At 54.4% G+C, this 18,125-nt stretch carries 10 protein-coding genes, 1 rRNA gene and 4 pseudogenes; 6 read left to right on the top strand and 9 right to left on the bottom strand.

Features of this window, described 5'->3' with window-relative positions:
- Positions 1 to 22 precede the first annotated feature (22 nt).
- Together VI234_RS20510 and VI234_RS20505 are read left to right on the top strand one after the other, a co-directional pair.
- Positions 23 to 127 (top strand): annotated as a pseudogene (locus tag VI234_RS20510) (N-6 DNA methylase); the annotation flags it as partial.
- A 1,064-nt stretch (positions 128 to 1,191) separates the two neighbouring features.
- Positions 1,192 to 1,881 carry an NAD(P)/FAD-dependent oxidoreductase gene (locus VI234_RS20505; RefSeq protein WP_336331120.1) on the top strand — a complete coding sequence of 230 codons (690 nt, stop codon included), beginning with the start codon at positions 1,192 to 1,194 and terminating at the stop codon, positions 1,879 to 1,881.
- A gap of 14 nt (positions 1,882 to 1,895) precedes the next feature.
- Here VI234_RS20505 and VI234_RS20500 read toward each other — a convergent pair whose 3' ends face one another.
- The 4 genes from VI234_RS20500 to glnA2 all read right to left on the bottom strand — a co-directional run bounded on the left by VI234_RS20500 (position 1,896) and on the right by glnA2 (position 7,829).
- The gene (locus VI234_RS20500; protein ID WP_049942991.1) at positions 1,896 to 3,086 is read right to left on the bottom strand and encodes an ABC transporter substrate-binding protein; all 1,191 of its coding nucleotides are present in this window, start codon (positions 3,084 to 3,086) and stop codon (positions 1,896 to 1,898) included.
- A 38-nt stretch (positions 3,087 to 3,124) separates the two neighbouring features.
- Positions 3,125 to 4,948: an IucA/IucC family protein gene (locus VI234_RS20495; protein WP_336331119.1), complete on the bottom strand. Its 1,824-nt coding sequence runs from the start codon at positions 4,946 to 4,948 to the stop codon at positions 3,125 to 3,127.
- Between the two features lie 2 nt (positions 4,949 to 4,950).
- Positions 4,951 to 6,342 carry a diaminobutyrate--2-oxoglutarate transaminase family protein gene (locus VI234_RS20490; RefSeq protein WP_049942993.1) on the bottom strand — a complete coding sequence of 464 codons (1,392 nt, stop codon included), beginning with the start codon at positions 6,340 to 6,342 and terminating at the stop codon, positions 4,951 to 4,953.
- Between the two features lie 137 nt (positions 6,343 to 6,479).
- Positions 6,480 to 7,829: a gamma-glutamylputrescine synthetase gene (gene glnA2, locus VI234_RS20485; RefSeq protein ID WP_336331118.1), complete on the bottom strand. Its 1,350-nt coding sequence runs from the start codon at positions 7,827 to 7,829 to the stop codon at positions 6,480 to 6,482.
- A gap of 221 nt (positions 7,830 to 8,050) precedes the next feature.
- Between glnA2 and VI234_RS20480 the strand changes: the two genes are divergently transcribed.
- Entirely contained in the window at positions 8,051 to 9,904 is a 1,854-nt protein-coding gene (locus tag VI234_RS20480; RefSeq protein WP_336331117.1) for an IucA/IucC family protein, read from the top strand.
- Positions 9,905 to 9,962: 58 nt separating this feature from the next.
- Positions 9,963 to 11,897, top strand: a complete 1,935-nt coding sequence (locus VI234_RS20475) for an ABC transporter ATP-binding protein (RefSeq protein WP_336331116.1) — start codon at positions 9,963 to 9,965, stop codon at positions 11,895 to 11,897.
- Positions 11,898 to 12,915: 1,018 nt separating this feature from the next.
- Here the strand turns inward: VI234_RS20475 and VI234_RS20470 are convergent.
- A pseudogene (locus VI234_RS20470) lies at positions 12,916 to 14,616 on the bottom strand (transposase).
- 128 nt (positions 14,617 to 14,744) lie between these two features.
- Between VI234_RS20470 and VI234_RS20465 the strand changes: the two are divergent.
- Positions 14,745 to 15,378, top strand: a pseudogene (locus tag VI234_RS20465) (IS6 family transposase).
- A 74-nt stretch (positions 15,379 to 15,452) separates the two neighbouring features.
- On the opposite strand, the gene VI234_RS20460 reads toward VI234_RS20465, so the two are convergent.
- Both VI234_RS20460 and VI234_RS20455 read right to left on the bottom strand, forming a co-directional pair.
- The gene (locus tag VI234_RS20460; protein WP_008311451.1) at positions 15,453 to 15,848 is read right to left on the bottom strand and encodes a hypothetical protein; all 396 of its coding nucleotides are present in this window, start codon (positions 15,846 to 15,848) and stop codon (positions 15,453 to 15,455) included.
- Positions 15,845 to 16,717 carry a ParA family protein gene (locus VI234_RS20455; RefSeq protein WP_008311452.1) on the bottom strand — a complete coding sequence of 291 codons (873 nt, stop codon included), beginning with the start codon at positions 16,715 to 16,717 and terminating at the stop codon, positions 15,845 to 15,847. The genes VI234_RS20460 and VI234_RS20455 overlap by 4 nt, the downstream gene beginning before the upstream one ends.
- A gap of 257 nt (positions 16,718 to 16,974) precedes the next feature.
- Between VI234_RS20455 and VI234_RS20450 the strand changes: the two genes are divergently transcribed.
- A complete protein-coding gene (locus VI234_RS20450) occupies positions 16,975 to 17,097 on the top strand; it encodes a hypothetical protein (RefSeq protein ID WP_008311453.1) in 123 nt (40 codons plus the stop codon).
- Between the two features lie 535 nt (positions 17,098 to 17,632).
- On the opposite strand, the pseudogene VI234_RS20445 reads toward VI234_RS20450, so the two are convergent.
- Positions 17,633 to 17,737, bottom strand: a pseudogene (locus VI234_RS20445) (DUF7437 domain-containing protein); the annotation flags it as partial.
- Positions 17,738 to 17,944: 207 nt separating this feature from the next.
- Positions 17,945 to 18,067: ribosomal RNA gene (rrf, locus tag VI234_RS20440) — 5S ribosomal RNA — on the bottom strand.
- Positions 18,068 to 18,125 lie beyond the last annotated feature (58 nt).

Raw genomic sequence — 18,125 nt, 5'->3', positions numbered from 1 at the left:
GCTCTCTGCTGGCCGAGCGAGTATGGTTTCGCCACAGATCGACGTCGGCGTGATTGTTGAAACGCTGGCGTAAATCCGTCAACGCGGACCCAGCGCTCACACGGTCTTCCGAGACTGGGGCAATCTTTACCGTACGACGAAGATATGACGATTTTGACTCCTTCTGGATGCTTGAAAGTGGCATTATGAAAGTATATATGAGAAAGTAATAGTTCCTCCTGTAACCAGCGGAACCACCGATCAGCGGTTCTACCTGTAGATCGTCCTCAGAGCGGCTATCCCATTCTGATGGGGTGGACAAAAGCGGGCTCTCATAAACGCTACGAGTCCGAAAAGATGCAATGTTCTCCATAGCGGCTTTCTTGGACCATGCCAACAAATCACCCAGAAATCCTTCTCAAAGGACTACAGCAAAACACGATGCTGAGCCTCTGTGTTTCTCGTAGGGAATACGAAACATCTCTGAGTTGTACTTCAACGAGTTGGGACCGATCTCTGATAGAACACTATGGAAATCGGACTGCTGTCGAATATATAAGCCAAAGTATAAGACAAAGAAACTCTCCGTTTTCATATGTTTGTGACACGACGAACCGAGCACCGCTGGAAATTGGCTTTAGAATTTCGCTTGCTGACACAACCCTCTAAACTAAACACTACCGGTTGACTGTCCACAGCAAGCTTACACTGCTTGCCGTTGAACTCAGTACTTCGGATATAGTAACAATTGAAACGATTTACACACTGATCGCACTGCCGTCGGGCGATCAGGTATGCATTGGTTTTCAATGGCTACTATACGAACGTATCGGGTGACGCTACCGCGGCACCCTTCTACAGCGACAGCTCGACGTGGCCCACAACTCTCATTACCAAGTTGAACCCCTCACAGAGGTACTGGCTCCGGGAACCCCTCTTGACATATAATAAATAGTAAATCGAAGAATTTTACTTTTAGGCCAGCCTAATATATTCATGCCGAAGGAGTCTCGAAAGGTAGTGACTGGAGAATACGACGTTGTTATTGTTGGCGGAGGAGTCGGGGGAATTACAGTTGGTGTTTTTACGAGTCGGTACGGACTCTCCACACTAATCCTAGATCGTGGTCGGTCATCACTGGGCCGGATCGCACATCTGGAGAACTTTCCTGGCTTCCCTGCCGGAATCGATACGCCAACATTCCAGAAACTTTTGCACGCACAAGCCGAGCGAGTCGGCTGTGAAATCACGCGTGAGAAGGCTGTAGAAGCAACCCAGACAGAAGACGGCTTTCGTATTGAGACTGAAACGGGAGACGAGTATGCAACTGAATCGCTCGTCGCAGCGGCGAAGTACGGGCGACAGTGGCTCGAAACACTTGACGAGGGAGAATTTCTGGGGGACGACGGGGAAGTCGATATCAATTGGGAAGAGCACAAACGCTACGGTCGAACATCGGTAGATGGACTCTATTTTGCTGGTCGACTTGGGACGGCTGAGGACCAAGCTGTGGTCGCCGCAGGACAAGCGGGCGAGACTGCGCTCGGACTGATCCATGACGTGCGGCGTGATAAGGGCTTGCCCGAGGATCTCGCAACTCACTACACTGACTGGGTGTTCATTGAAGGGTCTGTCATCGACGGTGATTGGGAAGCACACGTCCGGAAGGAGTTCCCAGAACGGGTTGGAGACGCCGACCTCTCCGAGGCACGCTTCGATGAGCTACAGTCACAGTACGTCGAGCGGAAGGTGGAGCAAGCGATCTCACCATCCGAACAGCGCAAGCGACGTCGGGATGGTCACCGGCATCTCGTAGAGCACATCGACGACGATGCGGTACTCGAACGGGCCGAGGAGATCAAAGCGGAACGATCGTCTGGACTGGACGACGAGCAACAGTAGTTTGAGACCGGACTCTAGAAATCCCCGTTGACGATGTCCGCGACGCGCTGCCGGTCAAACAGTTTCGTGTCGTCCGTCACGTCCCCGAATACGTCGGGGTAAATCTGTTTCGCGGCCTGTTCGGTCAAAAACAGGTTGTGGATCGGTCCCTGATGGAGGTATCCGCCACGATAGACGCGACCGTTCTTGACGGCCGTCAGTTGGCTGCCGACTGGATGATCTTCCATATATGCGAGGATGGTATCTCGGAACTCCTCGACCGACATCTCGGCGAAATTCCGGAACAGAATCACGTCCGGGTCCAAATCGAGTAGCCCTTCGTAGTCGAGGTCCATGTTCCCCGTAGTGCTCTGATTCTCGATGTCCGTCCCGCCGAGTGCGTCGCTCACGCCGAGGTCACGCCACTGCTTCTTACTCGTCCCCTGGTCGTTGAGCCGATACGGTGTGAACTCGTCTGGTTCCTGCGTGACACCGTACGTAAGGAAGACATTCGGTCGCTCATCGGCTGTCGGGAGTTGGCTCTGTATGTCCGCGATGAACTCGTCGTGGAGTTCTTTGAACGCCGCATAGCGCTCTTGTTCTTGGAACACCTGTGCGACCTTCTCGAAGGCCTCGTACAACGTGTAGTATCGGTAGTCGTGCCAGTCGTCCGATCTACGGAAGATCAAGTTCCCCACGAACGGGGCAACGTTCGTGGTGATTTCCTCGATGTCCGACTCGTCCCAGTCGAACCAATTAATGAGCATTTGCGGATCGTATAGGTGGACATCGTTGTCAAGTTCGTAGAATTCTTCCTTTGTCCGGACCTCTGGATAACTCTCGATAGGTTCGGTATCGATCTCCACGCCTGGTATTTCGTTGTACAGATGTGTGTAGTATCGGTCAGCGCCTCCGATACCGGTCATGCCGTCGGCTTGGCCCAGTGCGACCCCCATATCAGCGTAGCTACCGTCGTAGGCAATCCACTGATCAGGAGTTGAGTCGAACTCTACCTCACCCATCGGTTCCATCGTTACCGAATAGTTAGTAGATTCAGTAGCGGTCTCAGTTGATTCCTCCGTTGTATTATTGGCCGGAGTGGATTGAGAGTCAGATCCAAATACACCGGCACAGCCCGCCAGCAATCCGCTACCTGTAGCAACTCCGCCGTACTTGAGGATATCCCGCCGCGTTGGTGTTTTCTGGGAACCGTTATTGTCGTCCATACTTTTAGGCCAGCCTAATCTCACTTAACGTTGGCGTTTTAGGACGGCCTAAAAGGCGTTGTGAGTGGATTCGCTATTTCGACGTAGACCGACTCGTCATCTAAAGTCGAATCCAGTTCGTCATATCCCTCGAACCTCGTAAACAGGTTCCCCTTGCATGGTATTTGATCGCTGTCGAGTAGTACTGAGAGAAGGTCAGAAGTTGCGGGCTCGATCTCCACAAGAGACGCTATCTCTTCGCGGAGAACCTTTAACAGCGTAGTTTCATCAGCAGCCCGGCCGACGCCCAGTGCGTTAATCACACCGAATGCATTGTTGATGAATAGATAGTATCTCAGGCAACGGTCAATAATTTCGTCGGAGCAAACGGTTTCTACCCGATTTTCCAAGCCGGGAATCCAGCTATCGACCAGATCGTACCGTGATCTGGGGAAGCAGTATCCACCGTTGTCTCGATAGAACCCTTCCTTTGGCCAGCCGTCCTCATCCAGTCGAACTACAGTGTTTTGCTGATGAGCTTCCAGTCCGACACCAAGCTTGAAGTACGACCACACAACAGGGTGAATTACGGTTCTCAGATACTGACGGAACCACTCCCGGGCTACTTTTGACGCCGGACGACCCTCCCGCTGTGCTATTCGCTGGATGATCTGTGAGACCCACGGTGGCTCAGACGGTCGATCCTGACAGAGCGCAACGACGGTAGCAGTATTCTCTGTAGAACTCCCTCTAAATGGGTTTTCTCGAAGAATCATCTCGAACCCCGATTTGCTTCCGGAGCCGACATCGATTGTTGCAGCAGCAGCGTCTGCCAATATCGAGAACTGCGGATGAGCATCGCTGAGCCGATCGGCGTACTCTGTAGTGAGAAGCTCGGCAGCGGCGACTGCTAACCGAAGTTTCGACCGCGGTATTGTTCTCTCGGCGTTCGTTATCTCTATGGCTACCGAGGATTTGACCATATAGGGAGTTTCGGGGCTCCATAGCGTCCGAACAGAAGAGGTAGGATAGAATGTGGGACCGAATTCGCCAAGATCGATCAGGTGTCCCGTGTCGATTGCATCCGCCACGTATTGTCGTGAGCGTAGGGCGTCAGCCTGCCACGGATGGACGGGAATAAGTAACCTTCCATCGTTCAGAGCAGACTCCGCTCGCTGCGGGATCATACTGTTCGCTTCGCGGAGTCCCGACGAGATCCACTGGGTTGCACTCTCGTCGTGTGCCGACCATTGTGAAACGATCTCGGCATCAGCGGCAAAATAGTCGAGCTGAAACGAACCACGGAGTTCTGGTGCATACTCGGCAACCTCGTGCTCCGCGATTCCCTCACGGCTCTTTGGAGTCGGATGGAGGAGGTGACCGTAACAGAGCGACTGTTCTGCTCGAATGAAAGTGGGGAGTTTCTCCAAGTGAGCAGCGTTGTCACTGCGTTCACGAATGAATCGCTCTATTTCGCGCTGTGAGACAAGGATACGTCGCAGTAAATCGGTCGCCTCGGTCGTATCTGCTCCCGTTGACAACATAATCTCGCGGCGGATAAACGCAGCCAGCGTTCCAGCGTCTACTGTAGAAGTCTGGCCCTTTTGACGGACGTGTATCGGAAGGTCAAATATGTGTCGACCGGTTTCAGAGTCGTATCGAAGCGCTGCAAACACCGCAACCTCCTGTTGTGTGAATGGTACGTAAAGGATGGATTCAGTACTGTGAACCGACATGGGCGCCTCCACACCGGAAATAATCCGTCCATTACCAGTCTCCCGGTGATAACAGTTCAGTAGTGCATGCAGGGTAGCTGATTCAGCGTGCTCTGCTGGCGTTTTGCAGTTTGCTCCGAGCCCCTGTGACCTCTTCTTGTCGCTCATAATTATACTCCGGCTGTTTCGTCTATCGCCGCTTCGACGGCTTCGGTGAAACGAACGGCAATCTTGTTCACTTGGTTCTGGTCGATAGTGAGTGGTGGCAGGAACCGTGCGACAGCTGAGTCACGGCCACCGGTTTCGATGACGAGTCCGCGATCAAAACACTCCGCCTTCACCGTCGACGCAAGTTCGCTGTTTGGCGGGGGAACCTCTCCATCGTCAGTGTCCGCCGTCTGGTCGACAAACTCTACACCGAGCATCAACCCACAGCCACGTACGTCACCGATCGCATCGAAGCGAGCGTTTAGCGAGTCGAGTCCCTCTCGAAGCTGCTCGCCCATCTTCGCTGCGTGCTCGTCAAGGTCGTTCTCTAATACGTGCCGTATTGTTACTCGGCCGGCGGCCATTGCGAGCTGGTGCCCGCGGAACGTTCCGGCATGAGCGCCAGGTTCCCACACGTCGAAATTCTCATCGTAGACAACAAGCGCCAGTGGGAGACCGCCGCCGACCGCTTTCGAGCAGGTAACGATGTCCGGAGTGATTCCTGCGTGTTCGAACGCCCATGTCTCACCAGTGCGGCCCAGACCGGTCTGTATCTCGTCAACGATCAGCGGAACGTCGTTTTCACGCGTCATTCGGCGGAGCTTCCGCATCCACTCGTCGGGTGCCGGATTGACGCCGCCCTCTCCCTGAACGGGTTCGACGATCGCCGCCGCCGGGTCGGTGACGCCGCTCTCGGAGTCAGCGATCACTCGCTCTACAAATCGGCTGACAGATTCGTGTTCACCTGCCTTCAGCCCGAACGGATGACGGTATGGGTCCGGGTATGGTAGGTGGTGGACGCCTGGCATAAGCCCCGGAACTGCCTCTTTCGCATCGGTGTCTCCCATAAGGCTGAGAGAACCATTAGTCATCCCATGATACCCGCCCTGAAAGCCGAGGACGCTTCGGTTGCCGGTCGCAGTTTTCGCCAATTTCAGTGCGGCCTCGACGGCGTCAGTTCCTGCCGGGGAGCAGAACTGTACTTTTGCCGTGTCCGAGAACTCGTCCGGGAAGCTCTCGAATAGCGCGTCCACGAACGCTTCCTTCTCCGGGGTCGTGATATCTAATGTGTGGAGGGGCCGGTCCTCGGCTAGCACTCGCTCCACCTCCGAAACCACGTCTGGATGGTTGTGTCCAAGGGCTAGCGTCCCGGCTCCAGCCAAGCAATCGATGTACTCGTTTCCGTCGGCGTCGACAAGTATCGCTCCTTTGGCTCGTGCGACTGCGAAGGGAAGTGTTCGCGGATACGTCCGCGCGCTGGACTCTCTATTCTCTTGGCTCTGCCGTAGTTGGGTATTAGATTGCTCGTATCTTCGGTGCGGGATTCTCCCTGAACGGCTGGATTCTCGATGCATGCGTATTTTAGGCTAGCCTAAAAACACAAAAGCCTGTCGAGGGATTGAACAATGGCGGTGAAATCTGACAGTGGTAATTCTATTCTACATCGTTACAGTGAATCAGGTGGCAAGGGTCTGTCTTAAGCGGTAAGAGCCTAATACACGCTTCGTAGGTGCTCCATCTCCCACGATTGTGCGCTGTCGTACGCGAACTCACGCCAGTGACTGCGTTTTACCTGTATATATGTTTCGAACAACGCGTCACCGAGCACGTCCCGCAACACGTCGTCGGACTCAAGTTCGTCAAGCGCCTGGCCAAGCGTCCGGGGCAATCGCTCGACGCACTTTTTAGACCGCTCCTCCGCAGTGAGATTCCCTGGATCAACGGAGAGTGGTTCGGGAACATCCAGACCCCGATCAACACCGTCGTATCCAGCCCCGAGAAGTCCCAGCAAGCAGAGATAGGGGTTCACCGCATTGTCCGCACCACGGAATTCCAGTCGTAACGAGTTCCCACTCTGATCGCCCGCAGTAAGCGCCGGGACGCGAACCAAAGCCTCTCGGTTCTCCTGTCCCCAGCAGACGTACCCTGCTGCACCGTTCTGCGGTCGTAGTCGGGCGTACGAGTTGGCAGTGGGGGCTGCAAGGGCTGTAAGTGCTGGTGCGTGCTCTAGCACACCGGCAATGAACTGCTTGCCTATCCGGCTCAGGCTCCCCTCCCCAGAGTCGTAGAACTGGTTCGTCTCCCCGTCCCAGAGTGAAACATGAAGGTGGCAGCCATTCGTCGCGTTATCAAACGGCCTAGGTAAGAACGTGGCCCGGTATCCATCAGATCGGGCGACGCTGTCGACCGTCTCACGGACGAGGACGTGCTCATCGGCCGCACGGAGTCCAAACTGGTGACCTGTCACGATCTCGTGCTTTCCGGGGGCGTACTCTGGATGGTACTTTTCCACAACGACGTCTTGTTCCTCGAGAGCATCGATAGCTCGGAGGATCGTCCCGTGTGTTTCGCGCGTGCTTTCTGTGAGATACGCGCCGGGCGAACCGATAGTCTGGTCGCCGCCTTCTGGGTTCCGCTCGAACAGATGGAACTCGCTCTCGAAGGAGACTCGTGGCGACAAGCCTTTACTCTCGAGGGTGCGCGAGAACGAACGGAGGGACGAACGAGCGTCAATAGTCCAGGGATTCCCGCCGAGCGTTTGTATGTTGCAAAACATTACTCCTGTTCGCTCCGCGTAGGGAAGGGCTCGAAACGTGTCTGGGTCCGGACGGAGCCGAACTTCCCCGACAGTCGTGAGATGTCCGTCCTTGTTTCTCCGCCCGACCGCGTTGTACATCTGAATCAACTGTGATACGGTCGTTCCGTTCTCGATTGCTTCGTCCAGTTTAGCCGTGTCAACAGTTTGCGCGCGAACTGCGCCGCTCTGTGTGACGAAGAGCAACCGAACAAGATCGATATCCTCCTCTGCACATCGGGACTGGATAGCTGGTTCTTTTGTCATCAGCACTCCTCAATGGGAGATATTATTAGGCTAGCCTAAAAAAAGTAGGCGCTGTAGTGTGTAATGTGCGATGCTAGCCGTCCATACAACACACCGTTCTTGCAGGACAAGGTTTATATATACTTTAGGCTAGCCTAAAACTAGGCGATTACGATGTTCGTACTCAGTCACTGCAAGAGCGACAGACGGATTGCAAACACAAAGAGCGGGGAGTACAGATAATGGAGTACTCAGCCACGGTACGCTCCACATTCGGAACCGACTACTGGAAGCGGGCGAACGAGGCTATGTTACGGAAGATTTTTGCGGAGTTCACCCGCGAGGGCCTTTTAACTCCGACGGAGATACGGACCGTCCCCGCAGAATCCGACGAGCCCACCGAGGAGTGGATTCGATACGTGATTCGGTTGACAGATGGTATCGAGTACCAGTTCGACGCGCATCAGCGCGCGCTCGGAACCTATCGAGTCCGTCGTGCCTCGATCATTCGACGTGACGGTCTTGCAGGGACTGAGCCGGAGCCGGCAGACGACCCGATTCAGTTCCTGGTCGACGCCCAGGCGTATTTGGGAACCAGCCAGACGACTCTCGCACGCCTCCTCAGAGAGTACTACAACACACTCGTCGCCGACACACACGTTCGCGCGTCGAAAGATAACCGTGAGCATGAATCGATTCTTGACCTCCCCTACGCAATGGTCGAAGGAGAACTGGAAGGACATCCCAAGTACACGTATAACAAAGGCAGGGTCGGGTTCGATTACGACGACTATCATAAGTACGCCCCCGAGACGAAACGTAAGCGGACACTCTCCTGGGTCGCGGCACATGAGAATCGGGCCACGTTCACGTCGGTTGCTGGGATATCACAGAGAGAACTCCTTGAGAACGAACTGGGGGACCAGTATCAGGCGTTCAGGTCACGGCTTTCGAGTGACGGGCTCGATCCGGACGACTACGTTCTCTTTCCTGTTCACGACTGGCAGTGGACGGACAGCGTTATCCAACTGTTCGCTGGCGACATTGCGGACGACTTGCTCGTCCCTCTCGGTGAAGGTCCCGATACGTACCTTCCGCAGCAGTCCATTCGTACGTTCTCAAATGTCTCGGCTCCCGAGAAGAAGCATGTGAAGCTCCCCATACGCGTGCTGAACACCAACGTGTACCGTGGGATACTCGGTGAGCAAGCTGAAGCCGCCCCTCAAGTGACCGAGTTCGTACAGTCAATCCTAGACGACGATCCGTATCTTCGAACCAATTGTAACCTCGTCCTTCCCGGAGAAATCGCAGGTGTGAACTACGAACACCCCAAGTTCAGCCAACTCGAGGACGCTCCGTACCAACTTCACGAGCTACTCGGGTGTGTCTGGCGAGAGAGCGTCACGCCTTCAGTAGACTCCAGCGAGTCCCCGATAGCTCTGGCTGCAGTGTACGAGGATGACTTCGATGGGACGCCGGTCGTGGCAAAACTCGTCGATCGATCGGGGATGACACCGGAGACGTGGCTCACCGAGTTTCTGGAGACTCTGCTGAATCCAATTCTACACTGTCTCTATCGCTATGGTCTTGTATTTATGCCGCACGGTACGAATGTCGTCCTGATACTGGAGGACGACGTTCCCACCCGGATTGCGATCACGGACTTCGTTGACGAGGTTGCGGTCATAGACCGGGACTTCCCTGAACTGATCGAGAAGCTCCCCGAAGAACTCCGCGACGATGACCGATACACGCACAGTATCGTGAAGCGGAAACCACCGATTCTCCTCTGTCATCGAATCGTGGGAACGCTGTTCGACGGTGTGTTCCGGTTTGTCTCTGACGCGCTGGAGCGAACCCACGGACTCACCGAAACAGCCTTCTGGCAGCACGTTCGGGACACCATCGAGAACTACCACAAAAAGTTCCCGAGATACGAGGATCGGTACGAAGCAATCGACCTTTTTAGACCTCGGTTCCGGAACTACTGTCTCAACCGGAATCGGTTGCTGGATCACGGCTACACGAACACCAATACGCGCCCGAAAGTACGCCATCACGGTACCGTTCCCAACCCACTCGCTGAGTTCACATGATACGCATTGACCAGACTTGCGAGAACCAAGAGTTCAATAGCAGCAGCGTTTTGAATACATGACAGAGGAGAACACAGGTGGGGACGGGTCCACTATCGACGAACTCGGACGGGACATCGAACAGCCTCTCCGTAGTCTGTTCGTTCGATATGGACGGACGAAGCAGCGACGGTTAGCACTCGGATTGTTCGCCAGTGTCGTCTCACGCGGAGCAGGGCTCGTCACGCCGATAGTTCTGGGAACAACCATCGACGCCGTCTTTAACAATGAGGGAGCGTATACACTTCCTCTCGTCCCCAGTGCCTGGTTGCCATCGGACGCAACGAGTCAGTTTTGGCTCTCAGCCTTGCTTGTTGGCGGGTCGCTCGTACTGGTCGCTTTAACGGCATGGCTCCGAGACTATATGATGAATGATTTCGCCCACGGTGTTATGTACGATATTCGAGCGGACAGCTACAGGAAGTTCCAAGAGTTAGACACGGTGTTTCAGGAGGAGGTAGACACTGGGGAGGTCATGTCCATCCTGAACAACGACACGACCAATTTGGAACGGTTCTTCGACAACGGACTTCAAGACATGGTACGGATCGGTGTCATGGTCGTCGGAGTTACGGGAATTCTTCTTCATCTCAACTACCAGCTCGCAGTGATTACACTGCTCGCACTCCCGCTTTTCATAGGTTTCACATGGTGGTTCACCCAGGCGGTCGAGCCACGATACGCCGGCTGGCGGTCGTCAGTCGGGCATCTAAATACTCGTTTGCAGAACGCGATCAGCGGCAGCCTGCTCGTCAAAACAGCGCCAGCAAAGGGATACGAGGCTAACCGCATCGATAACGCGGCGAAAGATCTGTACGACGATGCGATCAGTGCAATCAGATTGAGTGTTGTTTACCGGCCTGGTATGCGGTTTTTAACCGGATTGATCCTCTTCGCAACGTTCGTCGTCGGAGGAACTTGGGTTTTCACCGGGCCACCAGGTCCGTTAACGGGTGATCTCACTGTCGGTACATTCGTCGTATTTATGTTACTCACCCAACGGCTCACCGCCCCACTCGCGAAGCTTTCCGATGTCGTCGACCGGTACGAGAACGCGAAAGCCTCTGGGAAGCGGATCTGTGGACTACTACGAGCACCCACGTACGTAACCGAAAATCCCGATGCAGCGGTGCTCGACAGCATCGATGGTCACGTCGAGTTCGATACAGTGTCATTCGCTTACGGGACTAATAATCCTCAGTCGAGCGCTGACGAACCTGTACTTGCTGACATCTCGTTCACGCTGAATCCGGGGGAAACCGTTGCACTCGTCGGCCCGACTGGTGCAGGAAAGTCGACGATAGCGAAGCTCCTCTTACGATTATACGATGTGACGAGCGGAGAGATACGAGCGGACGGGCACGATATTCGGGAAGTGACGCTAGGGAGCTTGCGCGAGTCCATCGGATACGTCAACCAAGAGCCATTCCTATTCGATGGCACGGTAGCGGAAAACATTCGATACGGGCAGTCACAGGCGAGTGACGAAGCCGTCCGACAGGCAGCACGAGCGGCACAGGCACACGAGTTCGTCGAGAATCTCCGAGACGGGTACGGGACAGAAGTCGGGGAACGCGGTGTGAAGCTCTCTGGGGGACAACGCCAGCGAATCGCGCTTGCCAGAGTATTCCTTCAGGATCCGGATGTCGTCGTTCTTGACGAGGCGACGGCGAGTGTTGACACGGAAACGGAACTGCTGATCAATCGGAGTCTGACTGAACTTGCGGAGGAACGCTCCACGATAGCAATCGCCCATCGTCTCTCAACGGTCTGTGATGCAGATCGGATACTGGTCATCGAAGACGGAGAGATAGTCGAGCGCGGCACCCACAAGTATTTGTTGGAGGAAGACGGGTTGTACGCGATGCTGTGGAGAATTCAGACTGGAGAGATGGACGAACTCCCCGAGCGTTTAGAGCGTCATGTTGCGACCGACTCTGTCGTAACTAGGTAACCGACCCTACCCAAAACGTCGCGTTTAGTCAAGGGTCAGGTAATTACTCTGGTGATCCGGGTCCGAGATCCTGCTTGGCGATGGGGAGAAATCGAACATCCCGCGGTCGTTGCAATAAGATTCCGTAGAACTACCGGCTCACAGGGGCGTTTTTAGCGACAGTGTCTGTTGGAGAAACCGCTAGAAAGAACCCTAGAACCGATTAAATCACCGTATCTTACAGGTGTACGCTTGTTATATCATGATGGTGGTGTTTATACTTGTAAATCCAGGCTATAGTATGCGGAAATATTGTATGTCATTACATAGCACCGGTGCAGCGTTTGGGTCTATTACACTATCGGCCACTGCTTCTCATCCATTACTAGTGCCCGAGAACGCCCCGTTTGCGTGCTTTAGCTGTCCCAACCCGGAAGACAAATAGTCCAACCGCTAGGTAGGCAACCGCCTGCCCGACCAATACCCCACGGTCGCATACCGGAAGTTCCCACACGCGGAGGTCGCGCTTCCGTTCATCGGTCAAATAGTCATCACACACGACTTTGGCACTCGCGCTACCCTGCTCGTCAGCGATATCTTGGACATGTTCCAGTAGATCCTGCGTGGTTCGCGAATACGCGTCGTACCAGAATCGCCGGCCCATGTGCGGCTTCCGTGCGACGCCGTCGCTCTCTTCTGGAACTCCGGCCGTATCGGTGAGGTCATGGATCCAGCCCCCGATTGTGGTTCCGTTGACGTGTCCGGTTTTTGAGCGCTCCGAAGGGGACAGATAGCCGTCGATGCGGGAGACGTGTACTGGACTTATGTCTCTACGGTGGTTGGTAAATTGTAAGTTGAGACTACAGGGGGTTTAGCGGGGCTATGATGCGTAGTTTCGAGCGAGCCGACGAGCGGTATCTGTTTCAGATCCCTCTCCAAACGAGGATTCTCGTTGAACTAGAAACTAATCTGAGGCATTTCCGAGACTTTGGATAGTGTAGCCACTCAGACGCGGCGCTAACACGGAGAGAGCCCCTCACTATCCGATTCCCGTTTTCTTCTTCAACAGCGTCAGCGTATTGTCGGCTGTTACGATCGGCGAATGCTCGTATTCACCAGTCAATTCGACCTGTACCAGTAAATCGACTGCTCGCCAAATCGAGTACAACAGACACGCGAATGCGAAGTAGAAGAATCGGAGGCCAAAATCTTTCGATGTCGTAGCGGCCATGAATCACTTGATCGATTTGTAACCGCTTTCAATCTCCCACCGATACCCATACTCGGTGAGATAGGCGCTGCTGGTATTTGTCATGAATACCGAGTACTGCCGGTGATCATCATGTTCAGAGTCCTCCTTTCGTCGGTAGATCAGCGTTGTCTCGTGCCACTCGTTCTTCCCGAGATGGAGCTTGCGGTCGGTCTCGTATCGGTCTTGACTCCGCTGGAGCAGTCGCTTTGCTTGGGCTCTCTCGCTGGTCTGCATCCGCTTGGGCACGACATACGACAGTCCACGCTGGCTGAGCATCTCCAGAATGTGTTGGCTGTCGAACTCCCGATCCATCAGTACGTTATCGACGTGAACGAGGTCCTCGGCAGAGTTGAGCAAGTCTTCGACGATTTCCTTACGAGCCTCACCCTTCCGAACTGGTCTCGCATCCAGTACGATTGGGGCAGCGTTCCCGACCAGCTGGACTGTCGCCCACTGATAGGCATACTCGTCGGTCTTCTCCTTCGTGCCGATAATCTCGTCTTCGTGCCCGGTCCTGTCGCCTTTGAACGGGTCCGCTTCCGTAATATCGATAGCAACGATCCCTGCTCGGAAGAACTCCTCCGTCTCTGCCACTTCACCCAGTAATCGATTTATGGCTCGTCGGTACATCTCCCGAATCTGTTCAATCGACAGGTCGCGGATGTGCTCGCGATGGGCGTGGCCCAACGGCGTTCGACCCCGGGTTGATTCGTAGACGAAACTCCGGGCTCCTTCGTTAGCAGCCAGCCCCTCACGAAGTCCGAGATGCGTTTGTAAGGCCCAGTACGCGTTCTCGTGGATCTCACAGCCATTGTCGCGATTCAGTGAGAATGCCGGGAAAACGACGTGACTGATGTAGTCCGTAATCGATCCGGCTTCATTGAGGATAGCTTGATCGTCTGGGACTGGTTCCTCTTCGTCACCCTGTGATGGAAAGTTCCGTTCTGGCTCGCGCGGAACAGCAACGCCCACGTTCTGGGCTTTGATCAGAATCGTCCGGGCGGCTGCCTCAATTGTCTCACGAAGCTCTGAAGTGAATCGTTTGTGCCAACTGCGCCACAGCGTCGACTGGTCTGGGACCGTCTCGATCCCTAATAGCTCACGGAGTTCAGGATGGTGGGTGAGGTACGTGAGGAGTGCCGTTTCGTGGGTCCAGCCGTGAAGTTCTTTGAGCAGAAACAGTCGGAACAGTTGGGCCATTTCGTACTGAGTAGCTCCATAATACTGGTCATGTGGCCCAAACTCGACATACGCTACTGGGTAGTGAGATACGAACTCGTCGACGGAGTCGTGAGCCTCGTGGTCGAACCATGTGGAGGCAACGGTCCGGTCGAACCATGTGGAGGCAACGGTCCAGATGTCTTCTTCCAGACCGGCGAGAGAATTCCGGTCATAGAGTGGCGTCGAATCATATGCTGGCCATTCCGCGTATGACTGCTGTGCGATTCGCCGAAAAACACTGCGTTGAGAGTCAAAACTGGGAACCACTACGAGAGACTGGCCACGACAGACTCAAGAATCGCATTAACGGATCAGTTCATAAATATATAATATCGGCCCTATCGGTCGGGTTCAGTTAAGCGTGAAAACTGAGGCGAGAGTGATTTCAGCTGTCCATGGCAGAAATCACACGCCTCAGCGGATGTAGAGACTGGATTGATTTGGATTTTGTGGAGCGCGAGCGGACACCCAAGCCAGCGATGGTTGGGTATTCAAGCGCACGTTGCGGGGCTGTCGCTGTCGAATATCGTCGATTTACTCGACTCGCTGGGCGTCCAACGCAGTCGAAAGGCCGTCCATAATTGGGTTCACAAGGCAGATTTACAGCCCAAAGATGGTCGATCACCGGATCACATTGCGGTTGATGAGACCGTGATCCAACTCAATGATGAGAAATATTGGCTGTACGCCGCTGTCGTTCCATAAACGGATGAATTGCTTCATACGAACCTTAGACCAACTACAACGACGGTTCTAGCCCATTCGTTTCTCACCGAACTCAGTGAGAAACACGACGTCGACGACGCCGTGTTTCTCGTCGATGGCTCCAAATCGTTACAAGCTGCGTGTCAACGGCATAGCTTCGATTTCAGATACGAAAAACATGGAAATCGGAATGCTGTTGAACGTGTCTTCAGAGAAATAAAACGCCGAACTGTCTGTTTCTCAAACTGTTTCAGCAACGCCGAAGCAGAAACAGCCGACGATTGGCTCAAATCATTCAGCTTCGCATGGAATCAGCTTATCTGAACACGATGATTATTAGGCGGTTTGAGATTTTTGTTTGTGCCTGAAGCTTGTTTTTCCGCGGCGGTAATTCTTGTTTATTTCATCCCGTAACCCATCTTCCGCAGCTCGTCTGCGACTGTTCGAGAGGGATCGTTGCCAGCCAGGACGATGGCTTCGAGCACATCGATCTTGTAGACCGTTTCAGATTCGAAGGTTTCCTCCATCGCATCCACGACATCCTCAACATGCGCTTCGGCTTCCTCTCGCAGGAACAGATTTGCGTGACTCCGGCCGTCTTGGACGCCATCACGGCGGTACTTGTACGGGAGTGAGTTGCTGGAATGGCTTGCCTCCGAGGTCGTGTCGGATTCCGTCTCCGTATCCGTGGTGATGGGTTCGGTTTCGGGTTCGACCTCAGCTTTGTCGAGTTCCTCAGTGTCCTCTTCCTCGTCGAAGTCGTCCTCAAACGGTGAGCCAGCGCCGGATTTCATGCGTCGAACGCCTCCTCAATCTCCACTGCGAGGTCGTCGTACTTTTCGAGCGTCTCGTGCTCCCGATCGGGGACACGACGAACGCCCTTCTCGCCGTCCTTGTACGCCTCTTCGACCACCTGATAGGCAGTCGCCCGCGCGTCCCACATCTCCTGCATCAGTGACTCACGCTTCCGGAATACCGCCGGAACGTCGTACTTGACCTCCTCCTGCAGCGTTTCGAGATGTTGCTGCTGGCCCGTGGTGTCCCCGAACGCGACGGGGACGACTCCGAGTACGCCAACTTCGATGTCGAGGCTACCCTCAAGTCCGTCGACGAGTTGCTCCAGACCGTCGATACTAAGCGATCCTTTGCCCGAGAGTTCGACCGGAATGAGGACCGTTTGCGTAACCATGACCGCGTTATACAGTCCCTGGCCCTCGGATGCCTGCGGGTCGCAGATTATCGCGTCGTACTCTTCGTGGATACCGTTGCGACCGAGTAGTTGGTAGAGTTGCTCTTCTTCGACCCACTCGGCATCGGGATTCATCTGTTCCTCAGTCTCTTTGGCGCGACGCATCGCCGTGTCCAGGCCTGAGAGCATGTTGTGGGCAGGGATGACATCCAGATTGTCGACGCCTGTGTCCTTTCGAATGAGATCCTCGAACGGGCCTTTCGCCCGCCCAACCATATGCCGGACGAGGTTGTCAGCTTCGCCGTCATCGCGATCGTCGTCGACGCCGAAGACGTAGGAAAGCGAGGCCTCCTGCGGGTCGAGGTCGATAACCAGTGTTTTGAGTCCGTTTGACGCGTGGGCGTGGGCGAGATTTGCTGCGGTCGTCGTTTTGCCGACGCCGCCAGCCTCGCTATACACCGTATATGCCAGCATGTGTTACATCTGCGTGTTGCTACTACTAATAATTATTGTATGTTACTAATCCTCGTTACTAGTATTCGCTAATAACGGTAGTAACTATTTTTATTGACTACTGTTAGTAGCTAATGTGAGTGATTAACATTTATAAATAAGATTAGTAACATTTGGTAGTACTGCATTGGAAGTGGTAGGGTATGAGAACAAATCAATGGCGGCGTGTCTGGCTAACCAACACAGACCCTATTTGGTCCGCTGTTGTTGGTTAGCGTATGAGCGACGAAGACTACGCCCACCAAGCCCTGTCGGTGCTGGAGCAAATCGACATCGAGGTAATCGATCAGGACGCTCGGGATGCACACGACGACGCGGTCACCGCCGTCAACGAACTATAGTAGCCATTGAAAATCAATGCACACCTGATCGTACGACGGCAGTGCGATCAGTGTGTAAATCGTTTCAATTGTTACTATAGCCGAGGCGCTCGGGGAGAGCAAGACAGAGGACGCGGTTGCCGTCGACGCGCCCGAGGAGTGGGCCGAGGATGCGGACGAGTGGAACGAGAAGATCAACGAGGCGTACGAGGCAGCGGAGATCGCACGCCCGAAGGGCACGCTGACTGTGAAAACTATCGACGATCGGGAATACTACTACCTGCAGTGGCGCGAAGGCGAGCAGGTAAAGAGTCAGTACGTGGCGCCGGTTGGTCCGTCATAACGCGGTTTTGCTCCGGAAACAGTGGTGTTTGAAATCGGTCAAACAATCGTTGCGGGTCTAGCTTGTTGTTAGGTGCGGGAGTTATCCTCGAAAGAGGTTCAACAGGGCAATAAATTCGATATCGGCACGTATATTCTACACTACTGGGTACACCTGCGAGAGGCTCAAATAGGAACGAAGGCAGAACCGGCCTCACTGACAACCTAGTTACGTAAGGACGAACGTGTAGAGTCGGGCCAAGCGTGGCTCTTCCAGCAGTTGTGCAATCGACAGCAGACCATTGATAGCCCGTTCTGGGTCCCCGGCGGCTTTCGACATACAATTCATAATTCATGTATTGAGTAATAACGGGTAGGACGATACCAACCAGCGAGCCAGTCACTGATAGTTGGATAATTACCAGCGTGCCACAGACGACTCACAGAGTGCGAAAGCTATCTGTTCATTGAGTGGGTCAGTTGCTTAGAAATACGGAAGGCCCACTCGAGAGAGATGCCTCTCTTCGATGAGTGAATAAGGTATGAATGGTGGCGGCGAACCGGATTTCCCAGAGGCTCGCGCACTCCAGTACTCGCCGGAACGCTGGCGGGCTTATCTTCCGTGTTCGGGATGGGTACGGGAGGCAACCCCGCCGCTGTGGCCGCCTAACGCCGAGTCGCGGATTCGAACCACGAAAGTACCAGTCTCGGTCGGTCGTCTCTTCCAC

It is taken from the genome of Haloarcula sp. CGMCC 1.2071, from assembly GCF_037078445.1.
Taxonomy (GTDB): domain Archaea; phylum Halobacteriota; class Halobacteria; order Halobacteriales; family Haloarculaceae; genus Haloarcula; species Haloarcula amylolytica.
Note: the sequence above shows the minus strand (reverse complement) of the source record. Positions and strands in the feature narration are given on the sequence as shown.

What these genes read in the sequence shown, in the direction of transcription:
- VI234_RS20480 (WP_336331117.1), top strand. Translation starts at nt 8,051, where the DNA reads ATGGAGTACTCAGCCACGGTACGCTCCACATTCGGAACCGACTACTGG.
- VI234_RS20495 (WP_336331119.1), bottom strand. Translation starts at nt 4,948, where the DNA reads ATGAGCGACAAGAAGAGGTCACAGGGGCTCGGAGCAAACTGCAAAACG.
- VI234_RS20450 (WP_008311453.1), top strand. Translation starts at nt 16,975, where the DNA reads ATGAGCGACGAAGACTACGCCCACCAAGCCCTGTCGGTGCTGGAGCAA.
- VI234_RS20500 (WP_049942991.1), bottom strand. Translation starts at nt 3,086, where the DNA reads ATGGACGACAATAACGGTTCCCAGAAAACACCAACGCGGCGGGATATC.
- glnA2 (WP_336331118.1), bottom strand. Translation starts at nt 7,829, where the DNA reads ATGACAAAAGAACCAGCTATCCAGTCCCGATGTGCAGAGGAGGATATC.
- VI234_RS20460 (WP_008311451.1), bottom strand. Translation starts at nt 15,848, where the DNA reads ATGAAATCCGGCGCTGGCTCACCGTTTGAGGACGACTTCGACGAGGAA.
- VI234_RS20475 (WP_336331116.1), top strand. Translation starts at nt 9,963, where the DNA reads ATGACAGAGGAGAACACAGGTGGGGACGGGTCCACTATCGACGAACTC.
- VI234_RS20490 (WP_049942993.1), bottom strand. Translation starts at nt 6,342, where the DNA reads ATGCATCGAGAATCCAGCCGTTCAGGGAGAATCCCGCACCGAAGATAC.
- VI234_RS20455 (WP_008311452.1), bottom strand. Translation starts at nt 16,717, where the DNA reads ATGCTGGCATATACGGTGTATAGCGAGGCTGGCGGCGTCGGCAAAACG.